17 protein-coding genes are annotated in these 21,005 nt (G+C 61.0%); 5 read left to right on the forward strand and 12 right to left on the reverse strand.

All coding sequences use genetic code 11. From position 1 onward, the window contains the following. Window positions 1-22: 22 nt before the first annotated feature. From urtB to urtE, 4 genes are read left to right on the forward strand one after another with little or no spacing between them, the layout of a single operon-like run. A complete protein-coding gene (urtB, locus tag KX928_RS10360; protein ID WP_219501680.1) occupies window positions 23-1,984 on the forward strand; it encodes an urea ABC transporter permease subunit UrtB in 1,962 nt (653 codons plus the stop codon). Beyond that, the gene (gene urtC / locus KX928_RS10365; protein ID WP_219501682.1) at window positions 1,985-3,241 is read left to right on the forward strand and encodes an urea ABC transporter permease subunit UrtC; all 1,257 of its coding nucleotides are present in this window, start codon (window positions 1,985-1,987) and stop codon (window positions 3,239-3,241) included. After that, entirely contained in the window at window positions 3,238-3,978 is a 741-nt protein-coding gene (gene urtD, locus KX928_RS10370; RefSeq protein ID WP_219501684.1) for an urea ABC transporter ATP-binding protein UrtD, read from the forward strand. Before urtC ends, urtD begins: the two co-directional genes overlap by 4 nt. Then, a complete protein-coding gene (gene urtE, locus KX928_RS10375) occupies window positions 3,968-4,675 on the forward strand; it encodes an urea ABC transporter ATP-binding subunit UrtE (protein ID WP_219501686.1) in 708 nt (235 codons plus the stop codon). The genes urtD and urtE overlap by 11 nt, the downstream gene beginning before the upstream one ends. Window positions 4,676-4,933: 258 nt before the next feature. On the opposite strand, the gene KX928_RS10380 is transcribed toward urtE, so the two are convergent. The 12 genes from KX928_RS10380 to KX928_RS10435 all read right to left on the reverse strand — a co-directional run bounded on the left by KX928_RS10380 (window position 4,934) and on the right by KX928_RS10435 (window position 19,833). Further along, the gene (locus KX928_RS10380; RefSeq protein WP_219501687.1) at window positions 4,934-5,734 is read right to left on the reverse strand and encodes an adenylate/guanylate cyclase domain-containing protein; all 801 of its coding nucleotides are present in this window, start codon (window positions 5,732-5,734) and stop codon (window positions 4,934-4,936) included. 13 nt (window positions 5,735-5,747) lie between these two features. Then, window positions 5,748-6,674 (reverse strand): hypothetical protein, encoded by a 927-nt coding sequence (locus KX928_RS10385; RefSeq protein WP_219501689.1) that lies wholly within the window; start codon window positions 6,672-6,674, stop codon window positions 5,748-5,750. 6 nt (window positions 6,675-6,680) lie between these two features. Continuing rightward, window positions 6,681-9,146 carry a pyridoxal phosphate-dependent decarboxylase family protein gene (locus tag KX928_RS10390; RefSeq protein WP_219501691.1) on the reverse strand — a complete coding sequence of 822 codons (2,466 nt, stop codon included), beginning with the start codon at window positions 9,144-9,146 and terminating at the stop codon, window positions 6,681-6,683. 216 nt (window positions 9,147-9,362) lie between these two features. Then, window positions 9,363-10,760 carry a 3'-5' exonuclease gene (locus KX928_RS10395; RefSeq protein WP_219501694.1) on the reverse strand — a complete coding sequence of 466 codons (1,398 nt, stop codon included), beginning with the start codon at window positions 10,758-10,760 and terminating at the stop codon, window positions 9,363-9,365. Window position 10,761: 1 nt separating this feature from the next. After that, window positions 10,762-11,283 carry a hypothetical protein gene (locus KX928_RS10400; RefSeq protein ID WP_219501698.1) on the reverse strand — a complete coding sequence of 174 codons (522 nt, stop codon included), beginning with the start codon at window positions 11,281-11,283 and terminating at the stop codon, window positions 10,762-10,764. Window positions 11,284-11,304: 21 nt separating this feature from the next. After that, window positions 11,305-13,131, reverse strand: coding sequence for a DUF294 nucleotidyltransferase-like domain-containing protein (locus tag KX928_RS10405; protein ID WP_219501709.1), 1,827 nt, complete (start codon window positions 13,129-13,131; stop codon window positions 11,305-11,307). Window positions 13,132-13,227: 96 nt separating this feature from the next. Continuing rightward, window positions 13,228-15,027, reverse strand: a complete 1,800-nt coding sequence (locus tag KX928_RS10410; protein WP_219501711.1) for a sodium:solute symporter family protein — start codon at window positions 15,025-15,027, stop codon at window positions 13,228-13,230. A 4-nt stretch (window positions 15,028-15,031) separates the two neighbouring features. Beyond that, window positions 15,032-15,319, reverse strand: coding sequence for a DUF4212 domain-containing protein (locus KX928_RS10415; protein ID WP_219501712.1), 288 nt, complete (start codon window positions 15,317-15,319; stop codon window positions 15,032-15,034). Window positions 15,320-15,388: 69 nt separating this feature from the next. Beyond that, window positions 15,389-16,075, reverse strand: coding sequence for an adenylate kinase (locus KX928_RS10420; RefSeq protein WP_219501714.1), 687 nt, complete (start codon window positions 16,073-16,075; stop codon window positions 15,389-15,391). Beyond that, window positions 16,075-18,054 (reverse strand): acetate--CoA ligase, encoded by a 1,980-nt coding sequence (acs, locus tag KX928_RS10425; protein ID WP_219501716.1) that lies wholly within the window; start codon window positions 18,052-18,054, stop codon window positions 16,075-16,077. Before acs ends, KX928_RS10420 begins: the two co-directional genes overlap by 1 nt. 434 nt (window positions 18,055-18,488) lie before the next feature. Then, the gene (locus tag KX928_RS10430) at window positions 18,489-19,130 is read right to left on the reverse strand and encodes a glutathione S-transferase (protein ID WP_219502136.1); all 642 of its coding nucleotides are present in this window, start codon (window positions 19,128-19,130) and stop codon (window positions 18,489-18,491) included. An 82-nt stretch (window positions 19,131-19,212) separates the two neighbouring features. After that, complete coding sequence (locus KX928_RS10435; RefSeq protein WP_219501718.1) at window positions 19,213-19,833, reverse strand: CGNR zinc finger domain-containing protein; 621 nt, start codon at window positions 19,831-19,833, stop codon at window positions 19,213-19,215. An 86-nt stretch (window positions 19,834-19,919) separates the two neighbouring features. Here KX928_RS10435 and KX928_RS10440 point away from each other — a divergent pair, with 86 nt between their 5' ends. Then, complete coding sequence (locus KX928_RS10440) at window positions 19,920-20,744, forward strand: alpha/beta fold hydrolase (protein ID WP_219501720.1); 825 nt, start codon at window positions 19,920-19,922, stop codon at window positions 20,742-20,744. The last annotated feature ends 261 nt before the right edge of the window (window positions 20,745-21,005 follow it).

A 21,005-nucleotide genomic window follows, 5' to 3' on the forward strand; every position in this document is an offset into this window, starting at 1 on the left:
ACTCCCAAGGGATACCCCCCACATGCTCTTCGTCCTTCGACGGTTGCTCGCCGGCGTTCTGATGGTCGCGGCCTCAGGCCTTGCGGCGGTTGCGCAAGATACCGATGCGCCGATCCAGACGCTTTTGCAGACCCACGCAGAGGCGATTGCAAAATCGTCACGCAAGACCATTGGGCCTGCAATCGACGCGCTGGCTGCCAGCGGGTTGGATGATGCCCAAACCGTTTTGCAGCGCTGGCAGGACAAAGAGATGTGGTTTGACAAGGAAACCGGCCTTTTCGTCTTTGCCGAGAAAGCCGACAACAAGACCCTGACCTTGTTCGATGTGGCGGGGGGCGGCACTATCGGCACGGCGCCGAAGAAATCCTACAAGCAGTTGAAACCCAACTCAGGCATTCGCAGCATGATCGGTGCGGCACTTGTCCAGTTCCAGCTCAACAGCCCGGACCCGCTCACGCGCGCCACCGCGCTGAATGCCATCGAGCGGGAGGCGGAAGCGTCTCACCTCACTGCGCTGCGCGGCGCCATCGACAGCGAGGAAAATCCTTTCCTCAAAACCCGTAAAATCCGTCTTGAGAGGCTGTTGACCATCCGTTTCGCCGAAGACGATGATACGCGCATTGCCGCCATTAAGAGTTTCGCGGGCGATCTTGGGGTCGATGTGCGCGCTGCATTGAACCCGCTGGTTGCCACCCGAATTGAAGCGGCGCGGGACGTCCCGGAGGGTGCCATGCCCTTGAAGGTCGGGTCGGATGCGCTGCCGCGCGATGCGGCCTATGCGATCCTCGTGGCGCAGGATGATGCGCCCGCGCGTGTCTCGCCCGGCGCGCTGCGCGACGCATTGGTTGCCAACATCAAGGATGACCAGATTGCGGGCATTCAGGTCGCAACGCTGGTTACGGACGAGGCGCGCGCCGATGTCTACGGGCTTCTGGCCGGGGAGGGTCGCGTCGCGCCACTCGTCACCGAGGCGGACGTGACGGCCTCGCTTGAGCGTTTCCGGTTCTTTGCAACCTACACATCCGCGCCCTTGGCCGTGGCGCTTGCCGCGCAGGCGACGCTTGACGACATCGAAGCCACCGTCGCGCTGAACCAGACCGCCGATCTGGTGCTGGATGCCCTCTCGCTGGCCTCAATCTATTTCCTCGCCGCGATTGGTCTGGCAATCACCTTCGGCGTCATGGGCGTCATCAACATGGCGCATGGGGAGTTCATCATGATGGGCGCGTACACCGGCTATGTCGTCCAGCTGTTCGTGCCTGACTATACGCTGTCAATCCTGCTTGCGATCCCGCTGGCATTCGCGGTCACCTTCGCCGCGGGCGTTGCACTCGAACGTCTGGTGATCCGCTGGCTCTATCACCGCCCGCTGGAAACGCTGCTGGCGACCTTCGGCGTCTCCATCGCGCTGCAACAACTCGCCAAGAACATCTTCGGCACACAGGCCCGGCCGCTGACCGCGCCGGGGTGGCTGGATGGGTCGTGGGTTCTTAATGACATCGTTTCGATCAGCTACATCCGGATCGCGATCTTCGCGCTGGCGCTTCTTTTCCTGGCGCTCTTTCTGTTCGTAATGAACCGCACGCGCCTGGGTCTTGAGGTGCGTGCGGTCACGCAAAACCCGCGTATGGCGGCCTCCATGGGCATCAACCCGGACCGTATCAACATGCTGACCTTTGGCTTTGGCTCCGGCATCGCGGGCATCGCGGGCGTGGCCATCGGGCTTTACGCGAAAGTCACGTCCGAAATGGGCACAGACTATATCGTGCAAAGCTTCATGACGGTTGTGGTGGGCGGTGTCGGCAATATCTGGGGCACGCTTCTGGGGGCCACCATGGTTGGTTCGCTGCAAAAGGGTATCGAGTGGTTGAACCCGTCCAATACGCTGGCGGCGCAGACATATATGATCCTGTTCATCATCCTCTTCATCCAGTTCCGGCCACGCGGTATCATCGCGCTCAAAGGTCGGGCGGCGGAGGCATAGATGGCTTACCTTGCTCTCACCCCGAGACGGCGGCCGCTGGTTGCGCGGTACCCGTCAATCGCCATTTTCCTCGGCATTCTGGCGCTCTTCACTGTCGGCGTGACGGTGCTGGCCGAAGGCTTCGGCATCGGCCTCATCTCAACAAGTTTCGTCAAGACGCTGGGCAAGACCTTATGCCTTTGTCTCGTTGCCCTGGCGATGGATCTGGTCTGGGGCTATTGTGGCATCCTTTCGCTGGGGCACATGGCGTTTTTCGGCATCGGCGGATACGCCATCGGCATGTGGCTGATGTATGCCCGCACAGAGCTTATCGTGATCGAGAGCCTTGCAGCGGCGCCGCTGCCCCCGACACCGCAGGAAATCTCCGACGGGATCGCCACACAGATCTTCGGGGTGGTGGGGGCGTCGGAGTTTCCGCCAATATGGTCTGTCGCGCATTCATTGCCGCTGCAGCTCGCGGCAGTGGTGCTTGTGCCCGGGGTACTGGCGCTGGTCTTCGGGTGGCTCGCCTTCCGAAGCCGGGTCACCGGGGTTTACCTGTCCATCCTGACACAGGCCATGACACTGGCCCTGTCGCTCTACCTGTTCCAGAACGACAGCGGATTGCGTGGCAACAACGGCCTGTCGGGGTTGCAAAACCTGCCCGGCCTGGATGCGATCCCGCAATCGACCATCTCGATTGTCTTCTTCTGGGCCTCTGCCTTTGCGCTTGGCCTGGGCTACCTGGTCTGTGCCTGGGTTGTGTCCGGCAAGTTTGGCTCCGTGATCCGCGCCATTCGCGATGATGAGGCGCGGGCGCGCTTCCTGGGCTATTCGGTCGAGGCTTACAAGCTCTTCATTTTCACCTTCACCGCTGTGATCGCGGGTATCGCGGGCGCGCTTTATTACCCGCAGGCGGGCATCATAAACCCGGCGGAAATCGCACCCATCGCATCGATCTATCTTGCTGTCTGGGTGGCCATCGGGGGGCGTGGCAAGCTGTACGGGGCGGTGATCGGTGCTGCATTTGTCTCGCTGCTGTCTTCATGGTTCACCGGAGGGCAGGCACCGGATATCAACCTTGGGGTCTACACCATCCAATGGGTGGACTGGTGGACCATCCTGCTTGGACTTTCCTTTGTCGCGGTCACCCTTTTTGCGCCACGCGGCATCGGCGGTCTGTTTGATCTGATCGCCGAACGCCGCAGCCCCGACCGCCATGGCGCGGCGCTTGGCCCGGACGCCGGGGCATTGCGCGAAAAGGAGGCGGATGCATGAGCGCGCTTCTCGAAGTTTCCGGTGTCTCGGTGTCGTTTGACGGGTTCAAGGCGATCAACAATCTGACCTTCCAGATCGGCGCGGCCGAGATGCGCGCCGTGATCGGGCCCAACGGGGCCGGCAAGACCACCTTCATGGACATCATCACCGGCAAGACCAAACCCGATGAAGGTCACGTGCTCTGGGGGGAAAAGTCGATCTCGCTTCTGTCCATGTCCGAAAGCCGCATCGCACAGGAGGGTATCGGCCGCAAGTTCCAGCGCCCGACGATTTTCGAGGACCAAACAGTCGCCGACAACCTGATGCTTGCGCTCAAGAAAAATCGCTCACCGCTAGCGGTGCTTCGGTTTCGGCCCCGCGAGGAGGATCACGCCAAGGTCGCGGACCTTGCCGAGCAGATCGGCCTGACAGCGGCGCTGCATCGCAAGTCCGGCGAGTTGTCTCACGGTCAGAAGCAATGGCTCGAACTCGGCATGCTTCTGGCGCAGGACCCCAGGCTTTTGCTGGTGGATGAGCCCGCCGCAGGCATGACGCCCGCCGAGCGCGAACATACCACCGAGATCCTCGTCGAAGCGGCTAAAACCCGCGCCGTTGTGGTCGTGGAACACGACATGGAGTTCGTGCGTCGCCTGAACTGCAAAGTCACGGTCCTGCATGAAGGCTCGGTGCTGGCCGAGGGCTCGCTTGATCATGTTACCGCAAATGAAAAAGTGATCGAGGTCTACCTTGGCCGATAGCACTCTCACCCTTGAAAACCTCACGCTGCACTACAGCGGCAGTCAAATCCTCAACGGCATCTCGATGTCGGCGGACGCGGGCAAGGTCACCTGCGTGATGGGCACCAACGGTGTCGGGAAAACCAGCCTGTTGAAGGCGATTTCCGGCACACATCCGCGCAGTGGCGGTGACTACGAACTGGCAGGTGAGCGCATTGGCACTGCAAGCGCCCACGCGCTTGCACAAAAAGGCGTGGCCTATGTGCCTCAGGGCCGGGAGATTTTCCCTTTCCTGACGGTGCGCGACAATCTGGAGACGGGGTTTGCCTGTCTTCCCCGCAGCGACCGTGTGATCCCGGATGAGGTGTTCGATCTCTTTCCGATCCTGAAAGACTTCCTGAACCGTCGCGGCGGCGATCTTTCCGGCGGACAACAGCAGCAACTCGCCATCGCACGCGCGCTAATCACGCGGCCAAAACTGCTGTTGCTCGATGAGCCGACCGAGGGAATTCAGCCCAATATCATCAAGCAAATCGGGGAAGTCATCCGGCTGCTGCGCGACCGCGGTGACATGGCTATCATCCTCGTCGAGCAGTTTTTCGATTTTGCCTATGGGCTTGGCGACACATTTGTCGTGCTCGACCGTGGGCGGGTCAAAATGCAAGGTACCAAGCAGGAGATTGAATGCCACGATCTTCGCGCGGCTGTGTCAGTCTGAGCGTTTCCCCGTCAACGCGCAACGAGGCAAAGCGCCCCACCGCGCAAAGGGGCATGCGGTGTGTAGGAGCAGCATTGCGAATTTCATCGCATTTGCAGGCTCGACACCGGGGGCTGAGGCCCGTGCCCGCGCTGGCTGTCATGCCGATGTGCGTTTGCTTCATGCGCCGCTTGACAATGATACGTGACGCGCGATGTTTTAATATCTGGCGGTCCACGCGCCCCTTTTCGACCGGGTCAGGCCGCACCGATTTCCGGGCTAGTTCAAAGCAAGGAGCGAGGTGGGCTCCTTGATCCCCTTCATTTCCGGCTGCTGGAACTGAGCCTCCTCGTAAGGGTGATTTGCCGCGTCGCAGGTTGCCTTGCTGACAAAGGCCTGTCCCGCGGAGGCAGCCGCCGAGATGCGGGCAACCAAATTGACGTCGTGGCCAAAAGCGCTGATGTCCTGAATATCGTTGCTGGCGGCAGCGATGGTGCCCAGGAAGGCCTCTCCGGTATGCACACCGATCCCGATGGGAAGATCAATCCCCTGTGGGCCGAGCTTTTTGACGTCATTCAGCAAGCGCCGGGCGGCGGCGATACCCTTTTTGGCATGGTCAGGTCCTGCGATCCCGGGAGGCCAGACGGCAATGACGCCGTCGCCGATGAATTCCAGAACCGAACCATCGGTCTTTGCCATGGCATCCAGCGCAAGGTTCCGAAGCTGCGAAACCAGCTGCATGAAATCCCTGGACGGCATCTGTGAGGACAGGCCGGTCGAGTTTCGGATGTCCACAAACATCATCGTCATGGGGGTTTCGATCCCACCGGGGTAGGCTTTGAGAAACTCGTCACAGGCATTGCAGAAACGCGGGTTCCGCTTCGACTGACGAATGCCCTTGAACGTCTTCAGAAACCAGCCGCCAGCGCCGTTGAACGGCGCGGTGCAGAGTTTGCAGCGCGGGTCACTTGGCAGAAAACCAAACTTCTTTTTCTTCGAGAGCAAAAGCGGGTGTCCTTCAATCAGGACAAGTTTCCATACCTCTTCGTTCCCGTCTTGCTTTTCATAATCATGCTGCATGGTGGCCCTTGCTCTATTGACTTGAGATGAGGAAACGGTCGGGAGTGGGTGAGATATTCATCGACGCCTCTTCGGAGCAGGGCATCACGGCTTCGCTGTTTGAGACCCCTGTCGCACAGAGCACGCTGTGGCCTACCGTCACCTGCCGGGCCGGTCCCATGCCACGATACATGACCTCGATTGTCTGGCCATTGGCGAAAGGGCTGGCGCAGGGAATTGTCGGCGTTCCCGCATCATCCCGCAGCCGCACCGATGGCACGGTCACCACCACCCCGGCTTTCAGAAGTGTCGGGCTAAGCCAATCGGGTGCCGATTTGAGCGTAAGCTGATGATCGTAATCGGGACCGAAGGCATCCGGCTCAAAGGGCCCGCTGGCAAGGCTCGCGGTTTGGAGATTGGTCATATGCGCCTCGCCGTCTTCGCCAAACAGCAGATAGGTCGCGACCTTGGGTTGCTGGTAATGATGCGCGAAGGGGCGGAACAGGACCATGCGCCCCACGGTTGCGGTGAAATCCCCCGCGATCGGCAGAACCACCTTTTGCGGATCCCATGGAAAGAAATGCGGATCATCGAGGTATTCGGGCGGAAAGGATGGCATGCCCTGAAAGATGTTGGCCCGGAAGGTCGGTTTTTCTCCGGCCGGGATCGCCGGGATGATAAACGGGTCTTCGGCGTGATTGCACATCACGATGAAGTCGCCGGGATTGTTCCGCCTGACCTGGCGGTATTCCTGCAAGACGGCTTCCGGCAGGTCTACCCGGTAGGCGATCTGATACTTGTGCACTTCGTGGTGATATTGCGTCATATGCACGGCAAAGACGTGCTCATATCCCATCAGGGAAAAGGCATGCAGGTGGGGCGGGTTGTCGACCACATTCGCATGCTGTGGCTCAACGGCAGCCGATGCGGCGGGGGCTTCGTGATGCATGTGGTGCGGCACGGGACCTCAATCTCCGGTATTCTTCGCGGCGATGGCCTGCGGATTGGTTGGCGGCTGCGCCGGGGAGGGCAGGTCGGGCCCCTGATAGGGCGATGACGCCCCGCGATAATACTCCCGCCCGTGGTCGTATTTATGCTGCTCCAGAACGTAGGCGGCGGCGTCACGCGCGATATTGCCGAGCGTTTCGATCACCTTGGGGGTGAAGTCCCCATCCTTGGTCTGGGTCAGCCAGGGGTTCTGTTGGGTCGAAATCAGAAACTTGATGCCAACGCCCGGTTCCGGGTTGACGCCGATCCTGCGGGCATAGTGATCGACGAACTCCTGCCCGTAAACCTCCGGATCGAAGCTGGATGAAGTGACCAGCAGATCAACCTCCGGCACCCCGTCGTCGCTGAACTTCTGCATGCTCATCGCTTCGAACATGCGCTCGTTCATTTCATTGAGCCGGGAAATCTTGCGGTTCTGCGCGTAGCCGTCGAGATAATTGAACGTATAGGCCACGATGCATTGATCAGACCCCATTTCGGAAAACAGTTCGCGCAATTCGAAATCCTTTGCCAATGCCGCCATCAGGTGGTCGTCATCGGGTGCCGCGAAGATCTTGTCGCGGATCATGGCGATCTGTTTGCGGACGTCGGTGCGCGAGGCGCCCACCTTCTCTGCGGGAAGGCGCTGAAACGTCGTGACGTAGAAGGGGTCATCCGAGCCCGCCATGCTGACCAGCCCCGCGTAGAAGCGTTTGCTTGCGAACATGCACTTGCCGAGGAGCGCGCCGTAGCCGGTTCTGTCCGCCGGTATCAGGCTGTGAGACAGGTAGACGGCGGTGGCCGCGGCGCCTGGTTTGGAACCTTCCACACCGTAAAACCCGACCGACTGCGCGATGTCGCCATGCTGAACGACCGGCGAAGCGAAGGCGATCAGATGCCGCAGGCCACCGTTACGGTAGCACAAGGCGCCAGCCGGATAGACGACAAAGCCCCCCTTGTGCGGATCAACCGTTATCGTGTCGCAATGTTTCAGGGCACGGTATTGTCGGCGTACATATTCATTCAGATGCAGGCCGGGCGCGAACATCGCGTTACGGCGATCAAAGATCGCATGCGCGGCCCAGTCTTTCAGCTTCTGCGGCTCGGGGATGCCGTCCGGGTCGTCGACGCCGAATACCCGCACCATCTGGCGTTCTATCTCGGCCCGCTCCTCGTCGGAGCGTGCGGCATCGTGTTGCCGATCCAGATTGGATTCGCGCAGCATGGAGGCAAAATACCCGCCCCAGGCCGCGTCGGCGTGGAGCGAGAACTCCAGCCCGCGCTCGCGGAACTCGTTGCGGATCTTGACGATTTCATGCAGCGGGTCGACCGCACTTTCTTCGGTGGTGCCAATGACGGCAACGACCTGCACGACCGGGCGCCCCTCCTTCAGGCAGTCTTCGAGCATCCGCCGCAGGTGCACCGGGTCGGTGCGGGCATCCAGATCAACCCGGATGCCATGTACGGCCGCGCGACCCAGACCTAGAAGAGACCCCGCCTTGATCCACGAGTAATGCGCGGTGGCCGGTGTCATCACAACCGGTGCGGGCGTATCGGGCAGGAACCTGCGGTGAAACTCCAACAGCCCGAGATCCTGAATCGAATACCCGGCCAGCGCCGCCTTCAGCACGTCTTCGCTGATTCCCGCGGTCCTGGAGATGCGCATGGGCAGCTTGATCACCTGATCTATCGGCAGGTTCAGGAGGGTCCAGTTGTCGAGATCGAGCAGGCGATGGCGCTTGCCCTTCAGGGTGGTGACAGTCACGTCGCGCGCCGGTGCCATATCGGGATCGTGCCGGATCGCGGCGGCCAGCCCCACGGCCAGGTATTTGATGTTGCGCGCGGCCCACATGCTTTCGATGTTGGCGACGCTGCCGTCGCAGGTGATGTGACCCCAGGGCCGGATCGCCCCGTGCCTGACCTCCTCGCGGTCGGGGATGGTGTATCCCAGCATCCGGCACAGATCGTCGCCCACTTCCATTTCGAGCGCGGTGGTGATCGGCGAGGCTTCGGGCGTGCAATTGTTCTGGTTATAAAGCATCGTCGCGAAGTAGCCGACGACGCTGGGCAGCGTGGTGTCCCAGTACATATGGCTCTGGTTGCGGTAGCTGGCCATCGGCACGGACCCACGCAGAAAGCCAAGAACCTCCTGAAAGCGGCTTTTGAAGAGGTCCCGCCCGGTGTTGAAACCCGCGGCTTCCAGCTCCTCGACAGAGAATGTTTCCGGGTCGTCCGGCTTGAAGTCGTGGCGGGCCTTCACGGCTTCGTCGATCGCCAGCGTGATCATCTCGCGCAGGAAATCCTCGTTCTCGGCCTTTGGCCCCAGAAACCAGGCTGCCGGCAAACTGCCCCCGGGGCGATCCAAACTTAACTTGTCCTGAAAGGCGTCGCGTCGAAACTCTTCGATATCCCGCACCAGCTTGGTGCGTTGCCGACTGATAACCATAGATGTCCCCCGCGACCGGAAAGCGCATTGTTTGTCGTATCACGCCATCCTTCCGCTAACGGTAACAATATATTAACTATTTCTCCAACGAAAAAATCTTTCCTGGAGCAGTGCAAACGGATGTTCACAGCTGTGGTTGCGATTTTTCAGCCATGCAACCGACGGGATGCAGCGCCCTCACCGCCCATTGGGTGGCCTTCGCGTTGCCGCCGCCTTTTATCCATGAACCTGCAGGATACGGCTGTGCTTTTGCGCTTCGCATCGGATGTCGCGGAAGCTGCGCAGGCCCCGCGCTTCCAGTATCGGCAGCATCGCCACAAAGGCCCGGGCCGTTGCCATCGCGTCGCCAAGCGCCGTGTGTCGCAGGTCCGAGGGAATTTCCACCTCGAGCCGGTCGCAGATGGCGTCCAGCGTATGCTCCGCCGATCCGCCGAAAACGATCGCCGACAAATGCACGGTATCCAGCACCGGGTGGTCGAAGCGGACGCCGCAGTCGTCGGAATAGCGATGCAGAAAGGCCATATCGAAGGGCGCGTTATGGGCCATGATAACGGCGCCCTGCGCAAAGCCGTGAAACTCCGCGCAGGCCTTGTGGCAGGGGGGAGCCCCGGCCACCATCCCGTCGGTAATGCGGTGAACCCGGGTGGCCCCGGGGGGGATCGGCCTGCCGGGGTTGACCAGCGTATCAAAGGTTTCGGCGGGGATGACCTTGCCGTTGACCACGCGGACCGCGCCCAGTTGCACCACCTCGTCCCTGTCGGGGTCGAGCCCGGTTGTCTCGCTGTCGAACACCACGTAGGTCAGATCCCGCAGATTCGTGGCGTCGAGCTCGCCGGGCTGGTCTTTTTCCAGCAGGTCAAAGTCGTATACCAGCGGTCGGGCGGCATCGGGATCGAGCGGTTCGAGCATCAGCGTGTAGCCACCACCCGCATCGAACCGCCGCAGGTGGCCTGAATACATCGCACCGGACCGCCCCTTGATCGCCACGGCGCGCCGCTCGGCCCCGTCGCTGTGCATCTTGGCCAGAACGTCGCGCAGGGCGGCCTCGTCGAGGTAGTCGAAGACGGAGCCGTTGAGACGCAGAGGCGCTTCCCGCGCCATCAGGTCCGCTGCCTGTCCATCGTAGAGGACGATCTGGTGATCCGGCGATGCGACAATCACCGCGACGGGAATATCAGACAGAATGCGCAATAACTGGGCGCGCTGGTGCTCCAGCCGCGCGGTTTTCTGGGCAACGGTCTCTGCTGTGACCTGGGCGGCTTCGCCGAGCTTTTCCTGAATGGCGCAGGCCGCGGGCGCAAGATCGCCGAGATACTTCGCGGCCTCGGGATCAAACGCGCTCTCGACCTGCGCGTGGGCGCGCACGCGGAACTGCGCCGCCAGATGTTCAATGGGTTTGCTAAGGTTCTCGTCAAACAAGCGCCACACGAAGGTGGCGAGGGCCAGCAGCCCAAAGGTCGAGATGATCGCCACGGTCGAAAAGGCGGACAAAGCATCAGGATCGCCAAGCCGGCGATACCCGAACCAAAGCGCGCCCAGCACGATCGCAACGCCGGCAATCGCAATCAGGCCGAAGAACAAAAATACCCGGAGCCGAAGACTGAGCGCCTTCATGTCAGGCTCCTTCGCAGGCGGCTTTCAGCACGGGATCATTGTGCTGCAGGGACCGCCACTCCGCATTCAGCACTTCGCCGTCCGTCCCGAAGTCAATACCGTCCACCACATCGGCCCGCCGTGCGCCCGCGCAATCGAACAGCATCGGCACCTTGGCCGTCCGCGTCCAGCGGCCATAAAAAACCAGATCGACGATCCGTTGGTCGGGTCGGGCCGGGTGGGTCCGCTGGCTGGCCCGGTCAACGGCGACAAAGCGGGACACGAAGGGCCGCGCGTAGGTCCAGGGCCGGTAGAAGGCCTGCTCTTCCATGGCTTGCGCGACAACCATCCCGTTCGGCATGTTGGCTGTCGTCCGCCCGTACCAGCCATATTCGCTGGAGATGGTGGCAAGCAGCATCGCCGCCCCGGCAGCCGCCGGTATCAGCCACTTGGGCAGGCGGCCCTTGAGCGTCCTGTTCAGAGCCCAGACGATGAGCGCCGCCGCAGCCCCTGCAACGATGGTGCCGATCAGTTCAAAGAACATGTGCCTCCCCTTCCTCTCATTCTAGCCCAGAACACCGCGACCCTGCATCAGGGCGGATTGCATCGTCTTGATTACCACGAAGGCATCCCGCAGATGGCTGCGCTCAAAGTCCGAAAGCGTGGCCGGTGGCAGGAAGTTGTTCGGCGGCTTGCCCTGTTTGATCCGCCTTGCCTGATGGTCCAGCCGGGTCTGGGCAACCAGATCATAGGCGTCGAGCAGGTCACGTCCACCGCTTTGGCTGAGCACATCGCTGGCCATCGCCGCTTCCAGCCGGGCGCGGGTGTTGACCACATCGAGCTTTCCCTGCAACGCATACATGCGCCCCAGATCGACAACCGGAACAACTCCGTTGAGTTTCAGATCGATAGTGTGACGATGCTCGCCCGACCGGATGGTCGCAAGACCTTTCAGAAGCCCAAGCGGCGTTGCATGGGTCAGTGCGTTGCTGGCCATGTGCGCGGTAAAGATCGAATTGGCCGCCGCCGCCTCCAGCGTTTCCATCTGCAACCCGTCAAAGAGCGTGGCATCGCCGCCGATGGGGCGCAGATCGAACATAACCGACGCCAGCATCTGGGCTTCCTTGCTGGGGCTTTTGATCCACGACTGGAAATAGTCGCGCCAGACGGAAACCGGCTGGCACCATCGCGGGTTCGTCGCCATCATGTCGCCGGGGCAGTATACGTATCCGCAGGCATCCAGCCCGTCGCTGACGAACTCTGCGAAGGGGCCGAAATAGGCCAGCGCGTCAGCGTCAAGACCACCCTCGAGGATCAGGCAATTGTCCTGATCGGACACGCCTGTCTGCTCCTGCCGGCCCTGCGAGCCACAGGCCAGCCAGACATAACGCCCCGGCGGCGGCCCGAATGTCTCTTCGGCCAGATGCAGCAGGCGGCGTGTGACCACATCGGCAATATCGGTGATCAGGCGGGTCACAACGTCGTGCCGGTTGCCGGCGGCCACCAGCTGCACCAGCAGGTTGGGAATGCGTTTGGTGACGTCGCACAGGGCTTCGGCCGTCTCGGCGCGGGCTGCTTCGGCCACGAAGCCGGCGGTGTTGGCGGCCTGAAACCGGGTGAGATCGGTCTGTGTGACAATGCCGATCACCTTGTCTGCCGCGACGACCGGCAAGTGACCCAGCCGATGCTCCATCATCAGATGCAATACGTCGGACCCGATGGCGGAGGGGGGCAGCGTGCGTGGGTGCCGCGTCATGATCGCACTGACAGGTGTGTCATGCACAAGCCCTTCCGCCAACGCCTTGCCAGAGAGATCGCGCAGGGTGAGAATGCCGACAAGGCTGCCGTTTTCGGTAACGCAAAGGCAGGAGATGTGACGGTCGCGCATCAGTTGTGCAGCCGCCTGAATCGTCAGTTGCGGCCCGCAGGTCTGAGGGTCGGGTACCATCAGCGTTTCGACCCGGACGCGGGTCAGGTCAAAGGCCCGCAGCGCATCCGCCGCCGCATCCGGGCGGGAGCGGTCAAAGAAGCCGTGAAATACTTCATGTTCGGCGCGCAGCTTGTGAAAAAGATCGCCTGGCAGGCAGATCAGCCTGCTGGGCTCGGTCGCATGGGCAGAGGTGACGGCCAGACCGTCCTGCAAGAGCCCGCGCTCTCCAAACGAGTTCTGGCGTCGCAGCAGGGAGATTTCCTTGCCATGCCCATCGCTGACCGACACCTCGCCGTCAACGATGATGTAGAGCCCGTCCATCTTTGCACCCAGGGTGTAGACAGTGCCCCCCGCGGGGAAGTCGCAGCAGGTGATCTGACCGGCGACATCCCGCAGTACGGCGTCGGGCAGCCGATTGTAGGGATGTAGCTGTGAAAGAAAGGCGTGGGCTGTCTCGGTCATGAGCTGGTCCCGTAGGTCAGAGCGCTGTGGCAGCCGCAGGATTGCAGGGGTCGAAGATCGGGGCCAGCGTTTTTTGCACCGCTGGCCCCGACCGGTTTAGTGGTCGACGGCGGCACCGGCGCCGGCTGGCACCCGCACGCTTTCGACAAGGTCCTTGATCTCCTGCGGGGTATCAGTCGTCAACACGGAGACCGTATAGGCCACTCCGAAGTTGATCAGCGCGCCCACCGCCCCGATCGCCGTTGACTGGATGCCAAAGAGCGATCCGTCGACAGTGTCGGGGAAGGAGTTGGTGCCCGCGATGAACAGCCACCCCTTGTGCAGGAAGATATAAACCAGCGTGAAGATCAGACCGGCCAGCATCCCCGACACGGCGCCGATGTTGTTCACCCGCTTGGAGAAGATGCCCATCATCAGTGCCGGGAAGATTGACGCAGCCGCGAGGCCAAAGGCCAGAGCAACCGTTTGCGCCGCAAAGCCCGGCGGGTTGAGGCCGAGGATCGTGGCCACCCCGATGGCAACGGCCATGGCGATCCGCGCCGACATCAGCTCGGCTTTTTCCGACATGTTGGGTGTCAACTGGCCCTTGAGCAGGTCGTGAGACACCGCCGAGGAAATTGCCAGCAGCAGACCCGCCGCCGTGCTCAGCGCCGCCGCAAGGCCGCCCGCTGCCACCAGACCGATCACCCAGCCCGGCAGGTTGGCGATCTCCGGGTTGGCCAGCACGAGGATGTCGCGGTTGAAGTTGGTCAGCTCATTGCCTTCCCAGCCGTTTTCCGCAGCCTTGGCCGTCATCGCATCGGACTTGTCGTTATAGTACTGGATCTTGCCGTCGCCGTTCTTGTCTTCCCAGTCGAGAAGGCCGGTTTTCTGCCATGTCAGCATCCAGTCATACTCCGGCGCCGTCTCGATGGTTTCCACCGATACAGCCTCGCCGCTGGTGCCACCGGGCCACATCAGCTCGGTGATATTCAGCCGCGCCATCGCCCCCACAGCCGGTGCCGTCAGATAGAGCAGCGCAATGAAGACCAGCGCCCAGCCCGCAGACCAGCGGGCGTCGGAGACTTTCGGCACGGTGAAGAAGCGCATGATGACATGCGGCAGACCGGCCGTGCCGATCATCAGCGACAGCGTAAAGAGCACCATGTTGAGGTTGTCCTTATGCGCCTCTGTGTAGCTGGCAAAGCCAAGGTCCGTCACGATCTGGTCGAGCTTGCTCAACAGGTAGACAGAACCTTCACCGCCGGTGGCCGTGGTTTCAGAGAAGAGACCAAGTGCCGGGATCGGCATGCCCGTCAGTTGCAACGAGATGAACACTGCCGGGATCGTATAGGCCATGATCAGCACGACGTATTGTGCAACCTGCGTGTAGGTGACGCCCTTCATGCCGCCAAAGACCGCATAGGCGAAAACCACACAGGCCCCGATCAGCAGACCGGCGGTGTTGGAGATCTCCAGGAACCGCCCAAAAGCCACGCCCACCCCTGTCATCTGGCCGATCACATACGTCGTTGACGCAACGATAAGACAGATCACAGCGACGAGGCGTGCAGTTGGGGAGTAAAAACGGTCACCGATGAATTCGGAGACGGTGAATTTGCCGAACTTGCGCAGATAGGGCGCAAGCAGCAGGGCGAGCAGCACGTAGCCGCCGGTCCAGCCCATCAGGAAGGAAGAGTTGTCATAGCCGGTGAAGGCGATGAGACCGGCCATCGAGATGAAGGAGGCTGCCGACATCCAGTCGGCTGCCGTGGCCATGCCGTTGGTGACGGGGTGCACCCCCCGACCGGCGGCATAGAATTCAGATGTGGAACCCGCCCGGGCCCACACCGCGATGCCGATGTAGAGCGCGAAAGACGCCCCCACAAACAGCAGGTTTAACGTAAACTGGTCCATCAGATCAGTCCTCCTCTACGCCGTATTCACGGTCGAGTTTGTTCATCCGCCAGGCGTAGAAAAAGATCAGCGCGAGGAAGACGAGAATGGAGCCTTGCTGGGCAAACCAGAAGCCCAGATCGGTGCCGCCAACGGCGATGCCTGCCAACAGCGGGCGCAGCAGAATGCCGAAACCGAAGGACACCAGCGCCCAGATGATCAGGCTGATGGTGATGATGCGAACGTTGGCTGCCCAGTAGCCCGCACCATCCTCCGCGGCCTTGACTTTGATATGTGTAGATTGATCCGCCATGGTGGCGTTCCTCCTGTGATGATTGTCTTCTTCTGCGGCGCCGGCACCGCAGGCGCCGGCGCGTCGTTCTCAGACAGCAAGCCGTCCCGCGATCTGTGCCAACTGGCGGGCGATCACGTCGATCTCGGCCATTGCGTCGACCGATTTGAGCACCGATTTCTCGCTGTAATACTGCAACAGCGGTTCGGTCTGGGCGTGATAGGCATCCAGCCGCGACATCACCGTTTTGGCGTTGTCATCCGCCCGGCGCTTCATGTCCTGAGCCCCGCAGGCATCGCAGGTCTCGGCCCGTCTGGGAGGCTTGAAGGTCTCGTGATAGCCCTCGCCACAAGCACCGCAGGTGAAACGCCCCGTGATGCGGACAACCATCTTGACGTCATCCACCTCGAGGGAGACCGCGGCATTGACCCTCTGGCCACCGGAGGCGAGCAACTGATCCAGCGCCTCGGCCTGTCCTGTTGTGCGCGGGAAGCCGTCAAGCACCACACCCCGGGCGCAATCGGCTGCCGCCAGCCGGTCGCGCAGGATCGCCAGAACGATCCCGTCACTGACCAGTTCACCTGCCTCCATGACGGCCTTGGCTTCTTTGCCAGCCTCGGTGCCCGCCGCGACGGCGGCGCGCAACAGATCTCCGGTAGACAGCTGCACAAGGCCGAACTGCTCTTCCAGCATCCGCGCCTGCGTGCCCTTGCCCGCGCCCGGAGGGCCGAGCAGGATCAGAACCGGCGCGACCCGCGGCGTGATCGAGCCATCCATCAGGTGTCCCTCCGGTTCATGCGGTTTTCGATCAGGTCATCCACCACGGCCGGTTCCGCCAAGGTCGAGGTATCGCCCAGCGAGGCATAATCATCCTCGGCGATCTTGCGCAGGATGCGCCGCATGATCTTGCCGGACCGTGTCTTCGGCAGCCCCGGGGCCCATTGAATGAGGTCCGGTTTGGCAATCGGGCCGATCTCCGTCCGGACCCAGGTTTCCAGTTCCTTGCGCAGCTCCGGAGAGGGCGTTTCGCCATTCATCAGCGTGACATAGGCGTAGATGCCCTGGCCTTTGATATCATGCGGGTAGCCCACCACGGCCGCCTCGGCGACGCGTGCGTGTGCGACAAGGGCACTTTCGACCTCCGCGGTGCCCATGCGGTGCCCGGAAACGTTGATCACGTCATCAACGCGGCCGGTGATCCAGTAATCGCCATCCGCATCCCGGCGGCAGCCGTCCCCGGTGAAGTAATAGCCCTTGTAGTCGGAGAAATACGTCTTCTCGAACCGTTCGTGATCACCCCATACCGTGCGCATCTGGCCCGGCCAGCTGTCAGCCAGCACAAGCACGCCTTCTGCCTCGGTTGTCGTGATCTCAACACCCGACTGCGGGTCGAGCACCTTGGGTTGGATGCCAAAGAACGGCTGCTGCGCAGAACCGGGTTTCAACTCCGTCGCACCGGGCAGAGGCGTCAACAGATGCCCCCCCGTTTCGGTCTGCCACCAGGTGTCGACAATGGGGCATTTGCCCTTGCCAACCACCGTGTTGTACCAGTTCCAGGCCTCGGGGTTGATCGGCTCCCCGACGGTTCCAAGCACTTTCAGATCGGACAGGTCATAGCGTTCCACCGGCTCGTTACCGGCCGCCATCAGAGCCCGGATCGCGGTAGGCGCGGTGTAAAACTGGTTCACTTTATGCTTTTCGCAGACGGCCCAGAAGCGGCCCGCGTCGGGGTAGGTGGGTACGCCCTCGAACATGATTGTTGTCGCGCCATTGGCCAGCGGGCCGTAGACGATATAGCTGTGGCCGGTGACCCAGCCGACATCCGCCGTGCACCAGAACACATCTCCATCGTGGTAATCGAAGGTGATTTCATGTGTCATCGCCGCATACGTCAGATAGCCCCCCGAGGTATGCACAACCCCCTTGGGTTGGCCGGTCGACCCGGAAGTGTAGAGAATGAACAGCGGGTCCTCGGCGTTCATCGGGACAGGCGCGCAGGTATCATCCGCCTCCAGCGCCATTTCGGCGTAGTCGTAATCTCGGTCCGTCCATGTTGTCTGACCCCCAGTGCGCTTGACGACGAGGCATTTCACCGAGTCCTTGCAGTGCAGCAGCGCCGCATCGGTGTTGGATTTGAGCGCTGTCTTGCGGCCGCCGCGCGGGGCTTCATCCGCGGTGATCACCAGTTTGGCGTCACAACCGTTGATACGTGCGCCAAGAGCATCCGAAGAGAAACCGGCAAAGACGATGGAGTGGATTGCACCAATGCGGGCGCAGGCCAGCATGGCATAGGCCGCCTCGGGGATCATCGGCAGGTACAGGATGACCCGGTCCCCCTTGCGCACACCCAGCTCTTCCAGAACGTTCGCCATTTTGCAGACGTTACGATGCAGGTCCTTGTAGGTGATGTGCAGCGCGGCCTCGGCCGGGTCGTCCGGCTCCCAGATAATTGCGGTCTGGTCCCCCCGGGTTGCAAGATGGCGGTCGATACAATTGGCCGCCACGTTCAGCACACCGTCTTCATACCACTTGATCGACACATTGCCGAGGTCAAAGCTCACGTCCTTGACCTTGGTGAACGGCGTGATCCAGTCGAGGCGTTCGCCCTGCTTGGACCAGAAGGCCTCCGGATCGCTGATCGACGCTTCGTAAAGAGAGTGGTATTGAGCTGCGTTTACATGCGGGGTGCGTGTGGTTTGCGGCCCTGTGTCTGATGTGTCTTTTGCGCGGGTGATGGTCTCTTCGACGGTGTCCATAGTGGCCTCCTCTGCCTGATCGCGCGGGGAGGGCTCGGTACTGGAAAGCGGCAATCCCCCAAAACGCGCTGTAAATTCGTTTAACGGAATTGGTGTAAACAAGTCACTATCTTATTGTTATAGAGATATTTTTTTGTAATTATATTTTCTCCCGATAGTTGAATTTGTAAATTATTGATATTGGATTTCACTAAAAGCCAGCGGGTGCAGTGCCTTACGTGTTAACCTGTTGTTCACTGAAATTCCTGTTAGCGCCGGACAATAATTCGCGTCACGGACAGCCATCGCCGAACATTATGCGACGGAAATCGAATACGGCCCTGTGCCTGTGGCGTCGGCTCAAGAATCGCCGCTCTGAATGCGCCGGCGCGGCGTGCACAGCGGGTGTCCCCGGGGCTTGGGCAAGGGAAACCCGCACGCGCGGTCGCACCGCGTCAGGGTGCCAGGTGCCCGGACCTGTCCGGGAAGCGGATTGCCGGGGCGCCCTCTTTCCATTGCGGGTATTTCTGCATCGTGCAGGCAAAAGGTTCGGAGCACAAAAACGCCTCAAGCCACTGGTGAAGATTGCGCCATGGGTGTGCGTCGAACCATGCCTTGTCAATAAATGCGAACTGCCGGAGGAAGGGCAGGATTGCGAAATCCGCCAGTGTCGGGTGACCGAACATCCACCCGTCTATCTGATCATCCAGTTCCGAAAGGAATTGTGCCGCCAGTTTTCGGTGCGCCGCGGCATCAGACCCCGGATAGCGCGATGCATATTTGGTGCGGTCCAGAGCCTGTTTGAACGGGCCGTCGGCACGGGCGATCCACGCTTTTCCGTCGTCTGGCATGTCGAGCCAGCCTTCCGGATCATGCTGCTGCAGTGCCCATATCATGATGTCGAGGCTTTCATCGATCACACCCGTTGCCGTGGCCAGACAGGGGACAGTCTTGCTGGGCGAGGTGGCGAGAAAGGCATCCGGCTTGTCCCTCAAAATGACCTCGCGCAATTCGACCTCGATGCCACTGACGAACAATGCCAGTCGCGCCCGCATAGCATAGGGGCACCTGCGGAACGAATACAGGACCGGGGGTATTGCATGGCTGGTCACAGGTCTGCGTCGCCGGTTGGGGCGCTGGGCTTTGAGGGGGCGGTGTCTGATAGGCTTTGTCGCACGGTCATTGTCCCGCCGCCTTACGACGTTGGTAGTACGCGGCAGATTTTTCGCGGCTGCCACAGGTTGCCATGCTGCACCATCGGCGGCGGCGTCCGCGTCCCCGGTCGATGAACAACCATGAACACCGGTCACAGTTCCGAAGACGCGGCAGATCGCAGCTTCTGAGCAGTGCTTCGGTAGCAAGCGCGATCCGGGCTCTGGGAAGCGCTGATCCGAAGGCCTCAACACCGGCGTGCCAGCTGAACCGGGCCCCCGCTTTTTGCAGCAGGCTGCCACCCAACGACCATCGGATCTCGCGGTGTAGCTGGTAGGCCGCTTGCGCTGGCCATGCCGTGCCAGCCTGTTCCGCCATCAGGCAGGTGTGCAGCGCCTCACGGAACTGATGCAGGTGATCGACCTCACGGGCATGATCGCCGCCGGACCCGCGAGGACGCAGCTCGTTCCTCTCGGCCTTGCTCACTACCTGTGCCGCCGCAGACCACTTTAGCACGTCCCCAAAGTGCAAAAGGCGCTCAGTGTCCCGCAGCTTGCTGCTGCCGCCCGCGGTATTGACGAAATCAAGCGCAGGGTGGCCCCCGATGAGCATTTCCGAGGTCCATTCAGGTGGCGTGTTGTGATCCATACCTCACCTTAAAACAAACATTTGACGGTGGGAAGTATTCTTCTTACCTTTAATGTTATATTAAATGGTGTGATTGGAGGAATGGCATGAATGTCTGGGCGCTTGACGAGACCTACAAGACCCGCGCGGGGGCTGTCGCAGCAGGGCGGTGCGGTAAAGGCCCTGCGCTGGTCCTTGCCCATGGCTGGCCATGGTCGTCATTTGCGTGGCATCGTCTGATCCCGGCGCTTTCGCGGCAGTTTCACGTGCATTGGTATGATATGCCCGGTTATGGCCAGTCCGAGATGCGGGAAAACCAGCGCACCTCGCTTGATGTTCAGGGCGAGGTCTTTGCCGAGATGTTGAAGCACTGGGGGCTGTCGCGACCGGTCGTGCTCGCGCATGACTTTGGTGGCGCCACAACCTTGCGGGCTCATTTGCTGCACGGCTGCGCATTCGACAGATGTCTTTTGATGAATGTTGTCGCGATGCGTCCCTGGGGGTCGGGATTCTTTGATCACGTGGGCAAACACGCCGAGGTCTTTCAGGGGGTGCCCCCTCATATTCACGCGGCAATCGTTAACGCCTATGTCCGGGGTGCGCTTGTTAACCAATTGCCGCTGGACGATTTACACAGATTAACAGCACCCTGGCTGACCGAGGATGGTGCGCTGAGTTTTTATCGCCAGTTTGCGCAGGCGGACGAAAAATACACGGCCGAGATAGAACCGCTATTCGGGCACATCCGTTGCCCTACCCATATCCTTTGGGGCGAGGACGATCCCTGGATCCCGCTGGAGCGGGGCAGGGCGCTGAGCGCTTTGATACCCAAGGCGTCATTCGACACGATACCGGGCGTCGGGCATTTGCCGCAGCTTGAAGCGCCCGCAAGTGTGCTCGCCAAGATCAGGGCGATGATACCCTTCCGTTGACGGCTCTTGCAGGTTTGCCGGTTTCGAAATCCGGTGCGCTGCCCCGGCGCGGCCAACCCGTTCTGACACCCGACATCCTCGCGTCGCTGTGACACGCAAGACACCCTGGGGGGCGTGATTTTCAACCGTGAAAAATTAAGAATTATTAACGCGGAACACTGGAAAGTCGTTAATTTTCAGGAGTCTGGTAACCATAGTTCATGGTTCAGATTGCCCGATTCGCACAGTGCAATTAATACTAAATTAAGGAAAATTTTTCGT

The sequence above is a fragment of the Roseobacter insulae genome, assembly GCF_019375555.1.
Classification (GTDB): Bacteria; Pseudomonadota; Alphaproteobacteria; order Rhodobacterales; family Rhodobacteraceae; genus Roseobacter; species Roseobacter insulae.